14 protein-coding genes and 1 pseudogene are annotated in these 16447 nt (G+C 69.6%); 12 read left to right on the top strand and 3 right to left on the bottom strand.

The genetic code is table 11. The features are described from left to right. Window positions 1-21 precede the first annotated feature (21 nt). From gatC to O6P37_RS16245, 8 genes and pseudogenes are all read left to right on the top strand, one after another. Window positions 22-321 (top strand): Asp-tRNA(Asn)/Glu-tRNA(Gln) amidotransferase subunit GatC, encoded by a 300-nt coding sequence (gene gatC, locus O6P37_RS16280; protein ID WP_264011956.1) that lies wholly within the window; start codon window positions 22-24, stop codon window positions 319-321. After that, complete coding sequence (gene gatA, locus O6P37_RS16275; protein WP_269895058.1) at window positions 318-1802, top strand: Asp-tRNA(Asn)/Glu-tRNA(Gln) amidotransferase subunit GatA; 1485 nt, start codon at window positions 318-320, stop codon at window positions 1800-1802. The genes gatC and gatA overlap by 4 nt, the downstream gene beginning before the upstream one ends. A 79-nt stretch (window positions 1803-1881) precedes the next feature. After that, window positions 1882-3054: a sensor histidine kinase gene (locus tag O6P37_RS16270; RefSeq protein WP_269895057.1), complete on the top strand. Its 1173-nt coding sequence runs from the start codon at window positions 1882-1884 to the stop codon at window positions 3052-3054. 25 nt (window positions 3055-3079) lie between these two features. Then, window positions 3080-3724 (top strand): annotated as a pseudogene (locus O6P37_RS16265) (response regulator); the annotation flags it as partial. A gap of 85 nt (window positions 3725-3809) precedes the next feature. Continuing rightward, window positions 3810-4841, top strand: a complete 1032-nt coding sequence (locus O6P37_RS16260) for an ATP-dependent 6-phosphofructokinase (protein ID WP_269895056.1) — start codon at window positions 3810-3812, stop codon at window positions 4839-4841. Between the two features lie 100 nt (window positions 4842-4941). Next, the gene (gene gatB / locus O6P37_RS16255; protein WP_269895055.1) at window positions 4942-6444 is read left to right on the top strand and encodes an Asp-tRNA(Asn)/Glu-tRNA(Gln) amidotransferase subunit GatB; all 1503 of its coding nucleotides are present in this window, start codon (window positions 4942-4944) and stop codon (window positions 6442-6444) included. 6 nt (window positions 6445-6450) lie between these two features. Continuing rightward, window positions 6451-6945: a GNAT family N-acetyltransferase gene (locus O6P37_RS16250; protein WP_269895054.1), complete on the top strand. Its 495-nt coding sequence runs from the start codon at window positions 6451-6453 to the stop codon at window positions 6943-6945. 51 nt (window positions 6946-6996) lie between these two features. Beyond that, window positions 6997-8637 (top strand): peptide chain release factor 3, encoded by a 1641-nt coding sequence (locus O6P37_RS16245; RefSeq protein ID WP_269895053.1) that lies wholly within the window; start codon window positions 6997-6999, stop codon window positions 8635-8637. 46 nt (window positions 8638-8683) lie between these two features. Here the strand turns inward: O6P37_RS16245 and O6P37_RS16240 are convergent, their stop codons facing one another. Further along, window positions 8684-9802: a PQQ-dependent sugar dehydrogenase gene (locus O6P37_RS16240; protein WP_269895052.1), complete on the bottom strand. Its 1119-nt coding sequence runs from the start codon at window positions 9800-9802 to the stop codon at window positions 8684-8686. Window positions 9803-9927: 125 nt separating this feature from the next. On the opposite strand from O6P37_RS16240, the gene O6P37_RS16235 reads away from it, so the two are divergent. Continuing rightward, window positions 9928-10767 carry a DoxX family protein gene (locus tag O6P37_RS16235; RefSeq protein ID WP_269895051.1) on the top strand — a complete coding sequence of 280 codons (840 nt, stop codon included), beginning with the start codon at window positions 9928-9930 and terminating at the stop codon, window positions 10765-10767. 3 nt (window positions 10768-10770) lie between these two features. Here O6P37_RS16235 and O6P37_RS16230 read toward each other — a convergent pair whose 3' ends face one another. Then, on the bottom strand, window positions 10771-11112 hold the full coding sequence (locus tag O6P37_RS16230; protein WP_264012248.1) for a PH domain-containing protein: 342 nt from the start codon (window positions 11110-11112) through the stop codon (window positions 10771-10773). Between the two features lie 335 nt (window positions 11113-11447). Between O6P37_RS16230 and O6P37_RS16225 the strand changes: the two genes are divergently transcribed. Genes O6P37_RS16225 through ilvC form a run of 3 tightly spaced genes read left to right on the top strand, consistent with a single transcriptional unit; the run spans window position 11448 to window position 14885 of the window. Further along, the gene (locus O6P37_RS16225) at window positions 11448-13319 is read left to right on the top strand and encodes an acetolactate synthase large subunit (RefSeq protein ID WP_269895050.1); all 1872 of its coding nucleotides are present in this window, start codon (window positions 11448-11450) and stop codon (window positions 13317-13319) included. Next, window positions 13316-13825, top strand: a complete 510-nt coding sequence (ilvN, locus tag O6P37_RS16220) for an acetolactate synthase small subunit (protein ID WP_264012247.1) — start codon at window positions 13316-13318, stop codon at window positions 13823-13825. The genes O6P37_RS16225 and ilvN overlap by 4 nt, the downstream gene beginning before the upstream one ends. A 58-nt stretch (window positions 13826-13883) precedes the next feature. Continuing rightward, on the top strand, window positions 13884-14885 hold the full coding sequence (gene ilvC / locus O6P37_RS16215) for a ketol-acid reductoisomerase (RefSeq protein ID WP_264012246.1): 1002 nt from the start codon (window positions 13884-13886) through the stop codon (window positions 14883-14885). Between the two features lie 88 nt (window positions 14886-14973). Here the strand turns inward: ilvC and O6P37_RS16210 are convergent, their stop codons facing one another. Next, window positions 14974-16443 carry a phytoene desaturase family protein gene (locus tag O6P37_RS16210; protein WP_269895049.1) on the bottom strand — a complete coding sequence of 490 codons (1470 nt, stop codon included), beginning with the start codon at window positions 16441-16443 and terminating at the stop codon, window positions 14974-14976. Window positions 16444-16447: the final 4 nt, after the last annotated feature.

Here is a 16447-nt window from a genome sequence, read left to right as displayed (position 1 = left end):
CCGTGACTAGGCTGTTCAGTCGTGTCGCAGATCTCCCGAGACGAGGTTGCCCACCTGGCCCGTTTGGCCCGGTTGGCGCTCACCGATGACGAACTCGACGGTTTCGCCGGCCAGCTGGACGCGATCCTCGGCCACGTCGGCAAGATCCAGGCGGTGGACGTCACCGGTGTCGAGCCCACCGGCAATCCGCTGACCGACGTCAACGTCATGCGCCCCGACACCGTCGAGCCGTGCCTGACGCAGGACGAGGCGCTCTCCGCGGCCCCGCACGCCGTCGACGGCCGCTTCGCCGTCCCGCGGATCCTGGGGGAGCCGGAGTGAGCAGCGAGCTGACCCGCCTCGACGCCGCCACCCTGGCCGGGCGTATCGCCGCCGGGGAGGTGTCCTCCACCGAGGTCACCAGGGCGTGCCTGGATCAGATCGCCGCGACCGACGAGCGCTATCACGCGTTCCTGCACGTGGCGCAGGACGCGGCGCTGGCGGCCGCCGCCCGGGTCGACGAGGCCGTCGCGGCCGGGGAGAAGCTGCCGTCGGCGCTGGCCGGGGTGCCGCTGGCGCTCAAGGACGTGTTCACCACCACCGACATGCCCACCACCTGCGGCTCGCGCATCCTCGAGGGCTGGCGTTCGCCCTACGACGCGACGGTCACCACACGGTTGCGGGCGGCGGGCATCCCGATCGTCGGCAAGACCAACATGGACGAGTTCGCGATGGGCAGCTCGACGGAGAACTCCGCGTACGGTCCGACCCGCAACCCGTGGGACGTCGACCGCGTTCCCGGTGGTTCGGGCGGGGGCAGCGCCGCCGCGCTCGCGGCGTTCCAGGCGCCGCTGGCCATCGGCACCGACACCGGCGGTTCCATCCGTCAGCCCGCCGCGCTGACCGCGACCGTCGGGGTGAAGCCGACCTACGGAACGGTGTCGCGGTACGGCTTGATCGCCTGCGCGTCATCGCTGGACCAGGGCGGGCCGTGTGCCCGAACGGTGCTCGACACCGCTCTGCTGCACGAGGTGATCGCCGGGCACGACCCGAAGGACTCGACGTCGGTGACGGCCGACGTGCCGGACGTGGTCGCCGCGGCGCGGGCCGGCGCGGACGGCGACCTGTCCGGTGTGCGCGTGGGAGTGGTGCGCCAGTTGCGCGGCGACGGCTACCAGCCGGGCGTGCTGGCGTCGTTCAACGCGGCGGTGGAGCAGCTGACCGCGCTGGGCGCCGAGGTGACCGAGGTCGACTGCCCGCACTTCGACCACTCGCTGGCGGCCTACTACCTGATCCTGCCTTCGGAGGTGTCGTCGAACCTGGCCCGCTTCGACGCGATGCGTTACGGATTGCGGGTGGGCGACGACGGGACGCACAGTGCCGAGGAGGTGATGGCGCTGACCCGGGCCGCGGGATTCGGACCGGAAGTCAAGCGCCGCATCATGATCGGCACCTACGCGCTGTCGGCGGGCTACTACGACGCCTACTACAACCAGGCGCAGAAGGTCCGCACGCTGATCGCCCGCGACCTCGACGAGGCGTACCGCAATGTCGACGTGCTGGTGTCGCCGGCGACGCCGACAACGGCGTTCCCGCTGGGGGAGAAGGTCGACGACCCACTCGCGATGTATCTGTTCGACCTGTGCACGCTGCCGCTGAATCTGGCCGGGCACTGCGGCATGTCGGTGCCGTCGGGGTTGTCTCCCGACGACGGTCTGCCGGTGGGCCTGCAGATCATGGCGCCTGCGCTGGCCGACGACCGGCTCTACCGGGTGGGTGCGGCGTACGAGGCGGCCCGCGGAGCGCTGCCGACCGCGCTGTAGCGGCTGGCTCCGGCGAGCCAGTCGGGAATCACCCCGCAGGGGGATGGCCGGGGCCGCAAAGCGCCCTAGCATTCGGACCGTGAACAGGCCAAGCGGTTCGACGGGGTGGATGCGGCGCGGACACTGGACGGACTGGCTGGTGATCGCCGCCGCCGGGGTGCTGTTCGCGGTGGCGTGGCCGACGCTGTTCGTCACCCACCAGGTGCCTGCGGCGCTGGCGCCCATCGTCGCCGCGCTCGCTGCCCTGCCGATCTTGTTTCTGTCGGTCAATCCGCTTCTCGGATGGTCGATCTCGGCGGTGTCGGCGGTGTTGATCCCGCTGTTCTTCGACAGGCAACCGGGCTGGACCTACCCGTGGCAGGTGGTGCATCTCATCGAGCTGCTGGTGTTGACCGTCGCCGTGGTCTGGACCCGGCCGCTGCCGGTCGTCGTCAGGGTGTGGCTGGCGACCGCGCTGCTGTTCCTCGTCGCGATGCCGAATCACGTGGACGGCGGCTGGACTTTCGGCGTCACCGCCATCGTGTTCGCCGTGGTGCTGGTGCGCTGGCTGGTGCTGTCACGACGGCAGGTCGCCGAACTGGAGGAGGTGGGCGATCTGGAGCGGGCCAGGCGAACGGTGCTGCAGGAGCGCACGAGGATCGCGCGCGACCTGCACGACGTCGTCGCCCACCACATGTCGATGGTGGTGGTGTCGGCTCAGACCGCGCCGTATCGCCACGCCGACGTGCCACCGAGCCTGCAGGCCGAGTTCGAGACGATCGCGGCGACCGGCCGTGAAGCGCTCAACGAGATCCGCGGTCTGCTGGGTGTGCTCCGCAGCGGCGTGGAGCCCGCGGAGCTCGCGCCCGCGCCGACGATCGCCGACCTGCCCGCGCTGTTCACCTCGACCCAGCGTGCGGGTGTGCACCTGACGTGGCGGATCGACGGGCCGACGGACCTGGTCGGAGACCTGGTCGGGTCGGCCGCGTACCGGATCGTGCAGGAGTGTCTGGCGAATGCCGCGCGGCACGCGCCGGGGGCGACGGTGACCGCGGAGGTGAGCATCACCATCGGCGGCGTCGGCGTTGAGATCCGCAACCCGCTGATGACCGAATCGTGGGAGCCTCCGGTGCCCGGTCTGGGCATCGCGGGCATGCGGGAGCGGGCCGCGGCGGTCGGCGGCATGGTGGCCGTCCACGACACCGAGGGCGAGTTCGTCGTGTGGTCCTATCTGCCGTGCGTCCCGGCTACCGTGTCGGGGTGCCCGGTCTGACGCTCCGCAGGCGCCCGGGTCGCCGATGATCACCACCTTCATCGCCGACGACCAGGCGATGGTGCGGCAGGGCTTCGGCGCGCTGCTGGCGGCCCAGCCCGACATCAGCGTGGTGGGCGACGCGGCCAACGGGCGCGACGCCGTGGCCGGTGTGCTCACCTCGGCCCCCGACGTCGTGTTGATGGACGTGCGGATGCCGGAGATGAACGGGTTGGACGCGGCCACGGAGATCCTGGCCCAGACCACGTCGAAGGTCCTCATGCTGACCACCTTCGACGTCGACGACTACGTCTACGCGGCCTTGCGTGCCGGAGCCAGCGGCTTCCTGCTCAAGGACGCGCCCGCCGACGAGCTGATCCGTGCGGTGCGCGTCGTCGCGGCGGGCGACGCGCTGCTGGCGCCGTCGGTCACCCGGCGCGTGATCGCGGACCTGATGAGCCGGCATGCCGCGCCGCGCCGCGGCACCGACGAGCTGGCGCGTCTGACACCGCGGGAGACCGAGGTCCTGGAGCTGCTGGCCCGCGGGATGTCGAACGCCGAGATCGCGGCGGGTCTGGTGGTCTCGGAGGAGACGGTGAAAACGCATGTCGGCAAGATCTTCTCGAAGCTCGGGCTGCGTGACCGCGCGCAGGCCGTGGTGATCGCCTACGAATCGGGGCTGGTGTCCCCGTTCGCCCGTTCCGCCGCTGACGAGCCGCGAACCGACGATGCTGGCAGGATCGGGGTCCATGGGCACGCGAGGAACGGTATAGATCATGCGGATCGGAGTTCTCACCGGTGGCGGTGACTGTCCTGGCCTGAACGCGGTGATCCGCGCGGTGGTCCGCACCTGCGACGTCCGGTACGGCTCGTCGGTCGTCGGCTTCCTCGACGGGTGGCGGGGGCTGCTGGAGGATCGCCGCATCCAGCTCAAGAACGACGACCGCAACGACCGCCTGCTGGCCAAGGGCGGCACCATCCTCGGCACGGCGCGCACCAATCCGGACAAGCTGCGCGCCGGGCTGGAGCAGATCAAGCAGACCCTCGACGACAACGGCATCGACGTGCTGATCCCGATCGGCGGCGAGGGCACGCTGACCGCCGCGCACTGGCTGTCCGAGGAGAACGTCCCGGTGGTCGGCGTGCCCAAGACCATCGACAACGACATCGACTTCACCGACGTGACTTTCGGTCACGACACCGCGCTGAACGTGGCGACGGAGGCGATCGACCGTCTGCACAGCACGGCCGAATCCCATCAGCGGGTGATGCTCGTCGAGGTGATGGGCCGCCATGCGGGCTGGATCGCGTTGGGGGCCGGCATGGCTTCCGGCGCCCACATGACGCTGATCCCCGAGCAGCCGTTCGACATCGAGGAGGTGTGCCGGCTGGTCAAGGCGCGCTTCGTGCGGGGTGACTCGCACTTCATCTGCGTGGTGGCCGAGGGCGCCAAGCCGGCCGAGGGCTCGATGCAGTTGCGCCAGGGCGGAATCGACGAGTTCGGGCACGAGCGGTTCACGGGCGTCGCGCAGCAGCTGGCGATGGAGGTCGAGAAACGGATCAACAAGGAGGTCCGGGTGACGGTCCTCGGCCACGTTCAGCGCGGCGGTACGCCCACGCCGTTCGACCGCGTGCTGGCCACCCGCTTCGGCGTGAACGCCGCGGACGCCGCCCATGCCGGCGAGTTCGGGATGATGGTGTCTCTGCGCGGTCAGGAGATCGGCCGGGTGCCGCTCGCCGATGCGGTGCGCCAACTGAAGTTGGTGCCGCAGAGCCGTTACGACGACGCCGCCGAGTTCTTCGGCTGACCTCTCCCCGCGAGCAGACACATATTGTCGAGTTTTGCGGCGTGTCGCGGGCATTTTGCGTCTGCTCGCCGGGAAAAGGTGACCCATTAGGATCGCTGGTATGACTGCCGCTACCGCCGAGTTGCTCGACTACGACGAGGTCATCGCGCGCTACGAACCCGTGATGGGCATGGAGGTGCACGTCGAGCTGTCGACGGCGACCAAGATGTTCTGCGGGTGCGCCAACGCCTTCGGCGCCGAGCCCAACACGCAGGTGTGCCCGGTGTGCCTGGGGCTGCCGGGGTCGCTGCCGGTGATCAACCAGTCGGCGGTGGAGTCGGCGATCCGGATCGGGCTGGCGCTCAACTGCGAGATCGTCCCGTGGTGCCGGTTCGCCCGGAAGAACTACTTCTACCCGGACCAGCCGAAGAACTACCAGATCTCGCAGTACGACGAGCCGATCGCCGTCAACGGGCACCTCGATGTGCCGTTGGACGACGGCAGCACCTGGCGGGTGGAGATCGAGCGCGCGCACATGGAGGAGGACACCGGCAAGCTGACCCACCTGGGCAGTGACACCGGCCGGATCGCCGGGGCGACGCATTCGCTGGCCGACTTCAACCGTGCCGGGGTGCCGCTGATCGAGATCGTCAGCAGGCCGATCGAGGGCGCGGGCGCCCGCGCCCCCGAGATCGCCAGGGCGTACGTCACGGCGCTGCGGGACCTGTTGCGCGCCTTGGGCGTCTCCGACGTCCGGATGGACCAGGGCTCCATGCGGTGCGACTCGAACCTGTCGCTGAAACCGATCGGCCAGGCCGAGTTCGGCACCCGCACCGAGACCAAGAACGTCAACTCGCTCAAGAGCGTCGAGGTCGCGGTGCGCTACGAGATGCGCAGGCAGGCCGCCGTGCTCGAGTCCGGTGGCCGGATCGTGCAGGAGACCCGCCACTTCCACGAGGACGGCTACACCTCGCCGGGCCGGAGCAAGGAGACCGCACAGGACTACCGGTATTTCCCCGAGCCCGATCTCGAGGCGGTGGCGCCCAGCGCGGAGCTCATCGAGCGGCTTCGCGGCACCATCCCGGAGCTGCCGTGGTTGTCGCGCAAGCGGATTCAACAGGACTGGGACATCTCCGACGAGGTGATGCGCGACCTGGTCAACATCGGTGCGCTCGACCTGATCACCGCGACGGTCGCGCACGGCGCATCCGGCGACCAGGCCCGCGCCTGGTGGGGGAACTACCTGGTGCAGAAGGCCAACGAGGCCGGCGTCGAGCTCGACGCGCTGTCCATCACGCCCGCACAGGTGGCCGCTGTGATCAAGCTCGTCGACGATGGCAAGCTGTCGAACAAGCTGGCCCGCCAGGTGATCGAGGGAGTGCTCGCCGGCGAAGGCGACCCCGAGCAGGTGATGGCCGACCGCGGTCTGGCGGTGGTGCGCGACGACTCCGTGATCCAGGCGGCGGTCGACGAGGCGCTGGCCGCCAACCCCGACATCGTGGAGAAGATCCGCGGCGGGAAGGTCCAGGCCGCAGGCGCGATCGTCGGCGCCGTGATGAAGGCCACCAGGGGTCAGGCCGATGCCGCCCGCGTCCGCGAACTGGTCCTCGCCGCCTGCGGCTGATCGGCGGTGCTGGAGATACGGGCCGCGGCCGCCGGCGACGTCCGGCAGATCGCCGCGATCTTCCGTCCGGTGGTCGCCGACGGCGAGAGCTACGCCTACCCCGAAGGGCTGACCGACGACGAGATCGCGCGACTCTGGCTCGAGCCGCCGCCGGCGCACGCCATCGTGGCCTTGACGGACGGCAGGGTGGTCGGCACCGCGAAGATGGGCCCCAACCGCCCCGGCCGTGGTGACCACGTCGGCACCGCCAGTTTCATGGTCGATCCCGGGCTGCAGGTGCGCGGGACGGGGCGGGCGATGGCCGAATGGGTGATCGACTGGCACCGGCGCAACGGCTACCGGGCGATCCAGTTCAACGCGGTGGTCGAGACCAACACCCGCGCGGTGCGGTTGTGGCAGTCGCTGGGATTCGAGATCGTTGGCACCGTCCCGGGCGCCTTCCGTTCGCGCACGCGCGGTCTGGTGGGCCTGCACGTGATGCATCTCGCACTGCAGGCCTAGGCCGCCGCGATTATCGGTTTCGCCGCCACGGCCAATACCATTGACGGTGCAATGACCGATACCGCCTCCGGTGTGTCGACGGCCGCCACGGGGCCCAAGGCAGACCGCATCTCCGCCGAAGCGCGACGTCGCAGAACGTTCGCGGTGATCAGCCATCCCGACGCCGGTAAGTCCACGCTGACCGAGGCGCTGGTGCTGCACGCCAAGGCGATCACCGAGGCGGGCGCGATCCACGGCAAGGCCGGCCGTCGCGCCACCGTCTCGGACTGGATGGAGATGGAGAAGGCCCGCGGGATCTCGATCACCTCGACGGCGCTGCAGTTCCCGTACCGGACGCAGCACGGGGACACCTGCGTCATCAATCTCCTCGACACTCCCGGCCACGCCGACTTCTCCGAGGACACCTACCGCGTGCTGACGGCCGTGGACTGCGCGGTGATGCTCATCGACGCCGCCAAGGGCCTGGAACCCCAGACGCTCAAGCTGTTTCAGGTCTGCCGCCATCGGGGCATTCCGATCATCACGGTGGTCAACAAATGGGACCGGCCGGGTCGCCACGCGCTGGAGTTGATGGACGAGATCCACGAGCGCATTCAGCTGCAGACCACGCCCCTGACGTGGCCGGTCGGTATCGCCGGCGACTTCAAGGGCGTCCTCGACCGCCGTACCGGCGAATACATCAAGTACACCCGCACAGCCGGCGGTGCCACCGCCGCGCCCGAAGAACACATCGACGCCGCCCGCGCCCACGAGATCGCGGGCATCGACTGGGACAACGCGATCGAGGAGTCGGAGCTGCTGTCCGCTGACGGCGCCGACTTCGACCGGGACTCGTTCCTGCGGTGTACGTCGACACCGGTCCTCTTCACCTCCGCCATCCTCAACTTCGGGGTGAACCAGCTGCTCGACGTCCTCGCGCAGCTGGCGCCGTCGCCGCACGGTCAGCTCGACGTCGACGGCAAATTGCGCGACGCCTCGTCGCCGTTCAGCGCGTTCGTGTTCAAGGTCCAGGCGGGCATGGATTCCGCGCACCGTGACCGGATCGCGTACGCCCGGGTGGTCTCGGGAACGTTCGAACGCGGTGAGGTGCTCACCCACGCCGCCACCGGCAAGCCGTTCGTCACCAAGTACGCGCAATCGGTCTTCGGTCAGAACCGTTCCACCCTGGACACCGCCTGGCCGGGCGATGTCATCGGGCTCGCCAACGCCGCGTCGCTGCGTCCGGGCGACACGCTCTACCGGGACATCGCCGTGCAGTACCCCCCGATACCGAGCTTCTCGCCCGAGCATTTCGCGGTCGCGCGGGGCACCGATCCCAGCAAGCATAAGCAGTTCCGGAAGGGCATCGAGCAACTCGAGCAGGAAGGCGTCGTGCAGGTGCTGCGCTCGGACCGGCGCGGTGACCAGGCGCCGGTCTTCGCCGCGGTGGGGCCGATGCAGTTCGAGGTGGCCACCCACCGGATGGCCGCCGAGTTCGCCGCGCCGATCGCGCTCGAGCCGCTGCCGTACACCGTTGCGCGCGCCGCCGACCCCGCCGACGTCGAGCTGCTGCAGAAGCAGGCGTCCGTCGAGGTCTTCACCCGGACCGACGGCGTCATCCTCGCGGTGTTCTCCACCCCGTGGCGCCTGCAGAGCGTCGAACGGGACAACCCCGGCCTGCGACTGCGCTCACTGGTGGCGGCAGGGGATTAGTCCCCCCGCGCGGGGACCAGTGCCTCCCACGCGGCAGGTAGCCGAATCAGGTGTTGTCGGCGTTGCTGCGCGGGAAACCGCCGCCCTGCGGGAACAGCGGGAAGACCACGTCGTCGAGCTTCTCGGCGTCACCCGCGGTCTTGTTGACCGTGGCGCCCCACACGTTGCCGTCGGGGGAGAGCTGCAGCGCCCAGGCGTGGCCGTGGGTGTCCTGGCGCAGCACCTCCGGCTCGCCGGTGACCGCTCCGGTGTCAGGCGCGAGTCGCACCGCCACCGTCTGCTTGGTGTTCACCAGGTTCACCAGCACGGTGCCGTCCAGCGCCGCGCACCCGGCCGCGCCCGGCCGGTCCGGCCACGTCCACACGGTCGAGACCGCCGAGTCCTTGGTGACCCGCTGCAGCCGGTCCGCGGTGGGCGTGCGGTCGGTGACGTAGAGGGCTCCGTCGGACGGGTCGATGCACATGGAGCCACCCGCCCCGAGCCCGCTCAGCGCGGTCGTCGTCGGCGCCTGGTTGACCGTGGTCGGCTGCTCGATGCGCAGCACCTTGCCGGCCAGTGAGCCGGGATCGGCGGCCTGCGCGGGGTTGCCTGCGTCGCCGGTCTGCACCAGCAGCGTCGTCGGGCTGGTGAAGATCAGCGATCCCGAGTTGCCGGTGGCGCCCTTGGGGATGCCGGTCAGGATGGGCTTGGGGATGTCGCCGTCGGCGATGCGCACGACGCGGTTGTCCGACGGAGTGCTGACGTAGGCGTACATCAGCCGGTCCTGTGCGTAGGTCGGCGACATGACGATGTCCATCAGGCCACCGTCGCCGGACCCGTCGACCGGGATGGTGGTCTTCACCTTGGGCTCGGCGCGGACCGCGACCTCCTTGACCGCGCCGGTGGTGCGCTCGGCGACCAGCGCGGACTGGCCGTCGGGCAGCATGATCAGGCCGCTGGTGCTCTCCAGGCAGCCCTGCATGACCCCGGGCGCCGGGCACTGCTTCGGAAACGGATTGGGCGGCAGCGGCGGTGGCGGTGGCGGCGCCGAACTCGGCGGCGGCTTCATCTCCGGCTCGGTGGTGAACGGCTGCGACTGCGCCTCGTCGAAGCGGGCGCAACCCGACCCGACCACGACGGCGCACAACAGCACGAACACACCCATGACCGGCCGGCGCGTCCTCATGCGAGCCAGATTACGGATCGCCGGGCGGTGCCCGCCACGCCGGTGTTCGCCCACCTGCCGAAACGCGGTCAAAGCGCCGTGGTAAATCCCCGGTTCGGGGGTGACTTGCACTTACCCTGGGCTGCGTGACCAGTCACTCTCAGGACCCGCGCGCCTGGCAACGGCCCGACGGCTCGGCCCGTCCGGCGACGGCGAGCCTGGTCGACCCGGAAGACGATCTGCCGACCTCGACGTACGGCGGGGACTTCGAGACCACCGCGATCCCGCGCTACGACTCCACCAAGGGCACCACCGGCGAGCCCGGGCTCGGTCTGCTCGCCGACCCCGAACCGCTGCCGTACGTCCAGCCCAGCGGGCGCCATGCGATGGCGCCGTACTCCGCCGAGCCGGCCGAGATCGACGTCGACCCCATCGCCGAGGACCGGGTCCGGGCCGCGGGCCGGCGCGGCACCCAGGACCTCGGCCTGCTCGTGCTCCGGGTGGCGGTCGGCGCGCTGCTGATCTCCCACGGCCTGCAGAAGGCGTTCGGGTGGTGGGGCGGTCCCGGCCTCGGCGGGTTCGAGACGACGCTGACCGAACTGGGCTTCCAGCACGCCGGCGTGCTGACCTATGTGGCCACCATCGGCCAGATCGCCGCCGGGGTACTGCTGGTGCTCGGCCTGTTCACCCCGGTGGCCGCCGCGGGCGCGCTGGCGTACCTGATCAACGGGGTGCTCGCCGAGGCGGTCGTCGCCCACGAGGAAGCCAGGCTGTCCGCGTTCCTCACCGACGGCCACGAGTACCGGGTGTTCGTGCTCGCCGCGGTCGTCGCGATCATCCTGGCCGGTCCGGGGCGGTACGGGTTCGACGCCGGTCGCGCCTGGGCACGCAGGCCGTTCGTCGGGTCGTTCGTCGCGCTGCTGCTGGGCGCCGGCGCGGGTATCGGCCTGTGGGTGCTGCTCAACGGCGCCAACCCGCTGGCCTGACGGCTACGCGTACGGGTTGGGCACCCGGCCCGCGCTGATCTCCGTCAGCTGGGGCAGCGTCGCGAATGTCACGGCCGGCAGCCGCAATTCGGAACCGTCGGTCAGGCGCGCCGACGCCCAGGCGCCCTTGCCGAACTGCAGGCCCTCGATGTCCGACCAGGCGACGGTGGTGCTGCCGAATGCCCGGCGCGCGGTGACGCTGTCCTGGTCGGCGACGGTGCGGTAGCGAATGATCAACGCCGACAATGCGATCGGGAGTACGAACAGAACGGCGGATACCGGCGGGGTGCTCATCACGATCGCGAGCAGCGCGAACGCGAAGAAGCCGACCGCAAGGTGCGCCATCGGCGAGATCCGGATGACGACCGGAGCCGGCGGCGTGTTTGCGGATGGCGTGGTCACGTTCCCATTCTGGCACTGCGCCGAAGGGGCCGCGGCGGGCCGGACCGGGGGCGCCGGAATTTGACCTGTGACCTGTGCGGAGGCTACCGTCATGTGTTATGCGAAAGGGCTTGCTCGTAGTAATTGGTTGGCGCGTTGATGCCGCGCTGGCCCTCACTTGGGCATAGCCACCAGCATCGACGCGCCAACCCTCGTACAGCAGCCCTGCTGACGGGGGTTTTTTGTTGCTTCAAGGGCGCCGAAGTGAAACCGACAACAACGAGATTCAAGAGGACGAAGTGAGCGCACCGACCACGCGACCACCGGAACGGGCCGCCACCGCGCCGCCCAGCGGCGATGCCGTGTCCGCTGTCAAGTCCACCAGCCCGAAGACCGTGCAGCCCAAGCGAATTGCGCCGCACGAAGTCACCGGTGCCCAGGCGGTGATCCGGTCGCTCGAGGAACTCGACGTCGACGTGATCTTCGGCATCCCGGGCGGTGCGGTGCTGCCCGTCTACGACCCGCTATTCGACTCGCAGAAGCTTCGGCATGTGCTGGTGCGCCATGAGCAGGGCGCCGGCCACGCCGCCAGCGGCTACGCCCACGCCACCGGACGGGTCGGCGTGTGCATGGCCACGTCGGGCCCCGGAGCCACCAACCTGGTGACGCCGCTGGCCGACGCGCAGATGGACTCCATCCCGGTGGTGGCGATCACCGGTCAGGTCGGCCGTGCGCTGATCGGCACCGACGCCTTCCAGGAGGCCGACATCTCCGGCATCACGATGCCGATCACCAAGCACAACTTCCTGGTCCGCAACGGTGACGACATCCCGCGGGTGATCGCCGAGGCGTTCCACATCGCGTCCTCCGGACGGCCGGGCGCCGTGCTGGTCGACATCCCCAAGGACATCCTGCAGGGCAAGTGCACCTTCTCCTGGCCGCCGCAGATGGACCTGCCCGGATACAAGCCGAACACCAAACCGCACAGCCGTCAGGTGCGGGAGGCGGCGAAGCTGATCGCGGCCGCGCGCAAGCCGGTGCTGTACGTCGGCGGCGGCGTGATCCGCGGCAACGCCAGCCAGGAACTGCTGGACCTGGCCGAGCTGACCGGCATCCCGGTGGTCACCACGCTGATGGCCCGTGGCGCGTTCCCCGACAGCCACCCGCAGAACCTCGGCATGCCGGGCATGCACGGCACCGTCTCCGCGGTGGCCGCGCTGCAGCGCAGCGACCTGCTGATCGCGCTGGGCACCCGCTTCGACGACCGGGTGACCGGGCAGCTGGACTCCTTCGCACCCGAGGCGAAGGTCATCCACGCCGACATCGATCCGGCGGAGATCGGCAAGAATCGGCACGCCGACGTCCCGATCGTGGGCGACGTCAAGGCCGTGATCGCGGATCTGCTTGAGGTGCTGCGAAGGGACACCGGCGGGCAGGAGCGGCAGACCGACACCTGGTGGGAGTACCTGCGCGGCGTCCAGTCGACGTATCCACTGAGCTACGGCCCGCAGAGCGACGGCAGCCTGTCGCCGGAGTACGTGATCGAGTCGCTGGGCAAGCTGGCCGGCCCCGATGCGATCTATGTGGCCGGCGTCGGGCAGCACCAGATGTGGGCCGCGCAGTTCATCTCCTACGAGAACCCGCGGACGTGGCTCAACTCGGGCGGCCTGGGCACCATGGGCTTCGCCGTCCCGGCGGCGATGGGCGCCAAGATGGGCCGGCCCGAGGCCGAGGTGTGGGCCATCGACGGCGACGGCTGCTTCCAGATGACCAACCAGGAGCTGGCGACCTGTGCGGTCGAGGGCATCCCGATCAAGGTCGCGGTGATCAACAACGGCAACCTCGGCATGGTGCGCCAGTGGCAGACGCTGTTCTACGAGGAGCGGTACAGCCAGACGGATCTGGGCACCCACTCGCGCCGGATCCCGGACTTCGTGAAGCTGGCCGATGCGCTCGGCTGCGTCGGGTTGCGGTGTGAGCGTGCCGAAGACGTCGAGGACGTCATCAACCAGGCGCGCGCGATCAACGACCGGCCGGTGGTCATCGACTTCACCGTCGGCGCCGACGCGCAGGTGTGGCCGATGGTGGCCGCAGGCACCAGCAATGACCAGATCATGGCCGCCCACAACATCCGTCCGCTGTTCGACGACAACGAAGAGGGGCACGCCTGATGACCACCACGCACACGCTGTCGGTGCTCGTCGAGGACAAGCCCGGCGTGCTCGCCCGTGTCGCGGCGCTGTTCTCGCGGCGCGGCTACAACATCGAGTCCCTGGCCGTCGGCGCGACGGAGCAGAAGGACATGTCCCGGATGACGATCGTGGTCAGCGTCGAGGAGCTGCTCCCGCTCGAGCAGATCACCAAACAGCTCAACAAGCTGATCAACGTGATCAAGATCGTCGAGCAGGACGCCGACAATTCGGTCTCGCGGGAACTGGCGCTGATCAAGGTGCGCGCCGACGCCACCACCCGCGGTCAGGTCATCGAGGCGGTGAACCTGTTCCGCGCCAAGGTCGTCGACGTCTCCAACGAGTCGCTGACCGTCGAGGCCACCGGCACGCCGGGCAAGCTCGAGGCACTGCTGCGGGTGCTCGAGCCGTACGGTATCCGCGAGATCGTCCAGTCCGGTGTGGTGTCGTTGTCCCGCGGTCCCCGCGGCATCGGCACCGCCAAGTAACCCCTGAAACAAGCGAAAACGCTCGGAAGACAAGGAAATATCACCAGTGGCAGTTGAGATGTTCTACGACGGCGATGCGGATCTGTCCGTCATCCAGGGACGCAAGGTCGGCGTCATCGGCTACGGCAGCCAGGGCCATGCCCACTCGCTGAGCCTTCGCGACTCCGGCGTGCAGGTGAAGGTCGGCCTCAAGGAGGGCTCGAAGTCCCGCGACAAGGTGACCGAGCAGGGGCTCGAGGTCGACACCCCCGCCGAGGTCGCCAAGTGGGCTGACGTGATCATGCTGCTGGCGCCCGACACAGCGCAGGCCGACATCTTCACCAACGACATCGAGCCGAACCTCGAGGACGGCAATGCGCTGTTCTTCGGGCACGGCCTGAACATCCACTTCGACCTGATCAAGCCGCCCGCCAACGTGACGATCGGCATGGTGGCGCCCAAGGGGCCCGGCCACCTGGTGCGCCGTCAGTTCGTCGACGGCAAGGGTGTTCCGTGCCTGGTCGCCGTGGAGCAGGATCCCAAGGGCGAGGGCGAGGCGCTCGTGCTGTCCTACGCCAAGGGCATCGGCGGCACCCGGGCCGGCGTCATCAAGACCACGTTCAAGGACGAGACCGAGACCGACCTGTTCGGTGAGCAGGCCGTGCTGTGCGGCGGCACCGAGGAACTCATCAAGACCGGCTTCGAGGTGATGGTCGAGGCGGGGTACGCGCCGGAACTGGCCTACTTCGAGGTGCTGCACGAGCTGAAGCTGATCGTCGACCTGATCTACGAGGGCGGCATCGCGCGGATGAACTACTCGGTGTCCGACACCGCCGAGTTCGGCGGCTACCTGTCCGGACCGCGGGTCATCGACGCCGACACCAAGAAGCGGATGGAGCAGATCCTCTCGGAGATCCAGGACGGCACCTTCGTCAAGAAGCTCGTCGCCAACGTCGAGGGCGGCAACAAGGAGCTCGAGGGCCTGCGCAAGCAGAACGCCGAGCACCCGATCGAGGTGACCGGCAAGAAGCTGCGTGACCTGATGAGCTGGGTCGACCGCCCGATCACCGAAACCGCCTGACGAACCACGCTTTCGGCGCGTCCACCTCACCGGAGGTGGGCGCGCCGAAGTCGTCTCAGCGCACGGCGTGTCCGAGCGGCGCGCGACCCTAGGGCCGGTCGTGACCCCCCGATGTCACCAATCCCTCGGGGGCGAGGCTCGGCAACTCACGGATGCCGAACTCGCGGCGCAGCACGGAGCGTGCCGCGTAGTACCCCGCCATCCCGTGAACGCCTGCGCCCGGCGGCGTGGCCGACGAGCACAGGTACACCTTGTCGATGGGTGTCGCCCACGGATCGAGCCTCGGTGTCGGCCCCAGCACCGCCTTGAACACGTCGGCGCCACCGACGGTGATGTCGCCGCCCACGTAATTCGCGTTGTGACGCGGCATCTCGGCGGCGGGGACGCTGCGCGCGGCGACGACGATGTCCCGGAAACCGGGCGCGAACCGTTCGATCGAGGCGGTGACGGCCTCGGTCTGGTCCACCGTCGACCCGGCGGGAACGTGTGCGTAGGTCCACATCGGCCGCCACCCGGCGTCGTCCATGCGGGCGGGGTCGACGAGGTGGGGGAGCGCGGCGAGGATCATCGGTCGCGCGGCGTGCCGTCCCTCGGCGGCCTCGATCTCGGCCCGGGCCATCTCGCCGCGGCTGCCACCCAGGTGCAGTGTCGGCGCATCGGCAAGACGCTCGTCGGACCACGGCACGTCACCGGACAGGACGAAGTCCACTTTCGCCGCGCCGGGCCCGAAGCGGTAGCGCATGAGCTGCCTGGCATACCGGGACGGAACGCGTTCGCGGTAGATCGGCATCAGCGCGGTCGGGGCGGTGTCGTACAGCACGACTCCCGACGGCGGAGTGGTCACCGCACTGTCGGAGTGGATCTCGCCACCGTGGGCGCGCAGGTCGGCGATCAGGGCGTCGGTGATCGCCTGCGTGCCGCCGATCGGGATGGGCCAGCCCTCGGTGTGGGCCAGCATGCTGAGCATCATCCCGGCACCGGACGACGCCAGCGAGGGTGGTCGCGAGATGGCGTGCGCGGCAACCCCCGTGAGCAATGCCTGAGCATCGTCGCCGTGCAGCAGCAGGTTCCACGCCCGCGTGCCCTGCTCGAGGATCCGCAGGCCGAGCCTCGTCACGTTGAGCAGATCCCGGGGCAGGGAGCGCTTGTCGCCCAACATGAACCCGAGCACCGTGTCCTCGTGCTCCACCAGCGGACCGAGCAACCGCCGCCACGACGCACCGTCGGACAACTCGTCGCACGTGCGATCGAGATCGCGGTAGGCGATCGCCGCGGGCCGCCCCGCCAACGGGTTGGCGTAGGAGATCTCGGGCACGCCGAACCGGACGCCGCGCGCCCGCAGGTCGAACTCGGCGAAGAACGGCGACCCGAGCGCCAGCGGGTGCACCGCCGAGCACACGTCGTGCAGGATGCCGTCGAACTCGGGGTCGGCGGCGCTCCGCGCCCCACCGCCGAACGTCGGCTGCGCCTCCAGTACCTGCACGGACAGCCCCGCGCGGGCGCAGACCACGGCCGCGGCGAGCCCGTTGGGTCCGCTGCCGACCACCGTGATGTTCATTCGC

The sequence above is a fragment of the Mycobacterium hippophais genome, from assembly GCF_027529605.1.
Classification (GTDB): Bacteria; Actinomycetota; Actinomycetes; order Mycobacteriales; family Mycobacteriaceae; genus Mycobacterium; species Mycobacterium arseniciresistens.
This window is presented reverse-complemented; position numbering and strand designations above follow the sequence as displayed.

Bases quoted from the DNA above. Each gene is read 5' to 3' on its own strand.
- O6P37_RS16230 (WP_264012248.1), bottom strand. From the start codon at position 11,112: ATGGCGCACCTTGCGGTCGGCTTCTTCGCGTTCGCGCTGCTCGCGATC.
- O6P37_RS16210 (WP_269895049.1), bottom strand. From the start codon at position 16,443: ATGAACATCACGGTGGTCGGCAGCGGACCCAACGGGCTCGCCGCGGCC.
- O6P37_RS16240 (WP_269895052.1), bottom strand. From the start codon at position 9,802: ATGAGGACGCGCCGGCCGGTCATGGGTGTGTTCGTGCTGTTGTGCGCC.
- gatB (WP_269895055.1), top strand. From the start codon at position 4,942: ATGACTGCCGCTACCGCCGAGTTGCTCGACTACGACGAGGTCATCGCG.
- O6P37_RS16260 (WP_269895056.1), top strand. From the start codon at position 3,810: ATGCGGATCGGAGTTCTCACCGGTGGCGGTGACTGTCCTGGCCTGAAC.
- ilvC (WP_264012246.1), top strand. From the start codon at position 13,884: ATGTTCTACGACGGCGATGCGGATCTGTCCGTCATCCAGGGACGCAAG.
- O6P37_RS16245 (WP_269895053.1), top strand. From the start codon at position 6,997: ATGACCGATACCGCCTCCGGTGTGTCGACGGCCGCCACGGGGCCCAAG.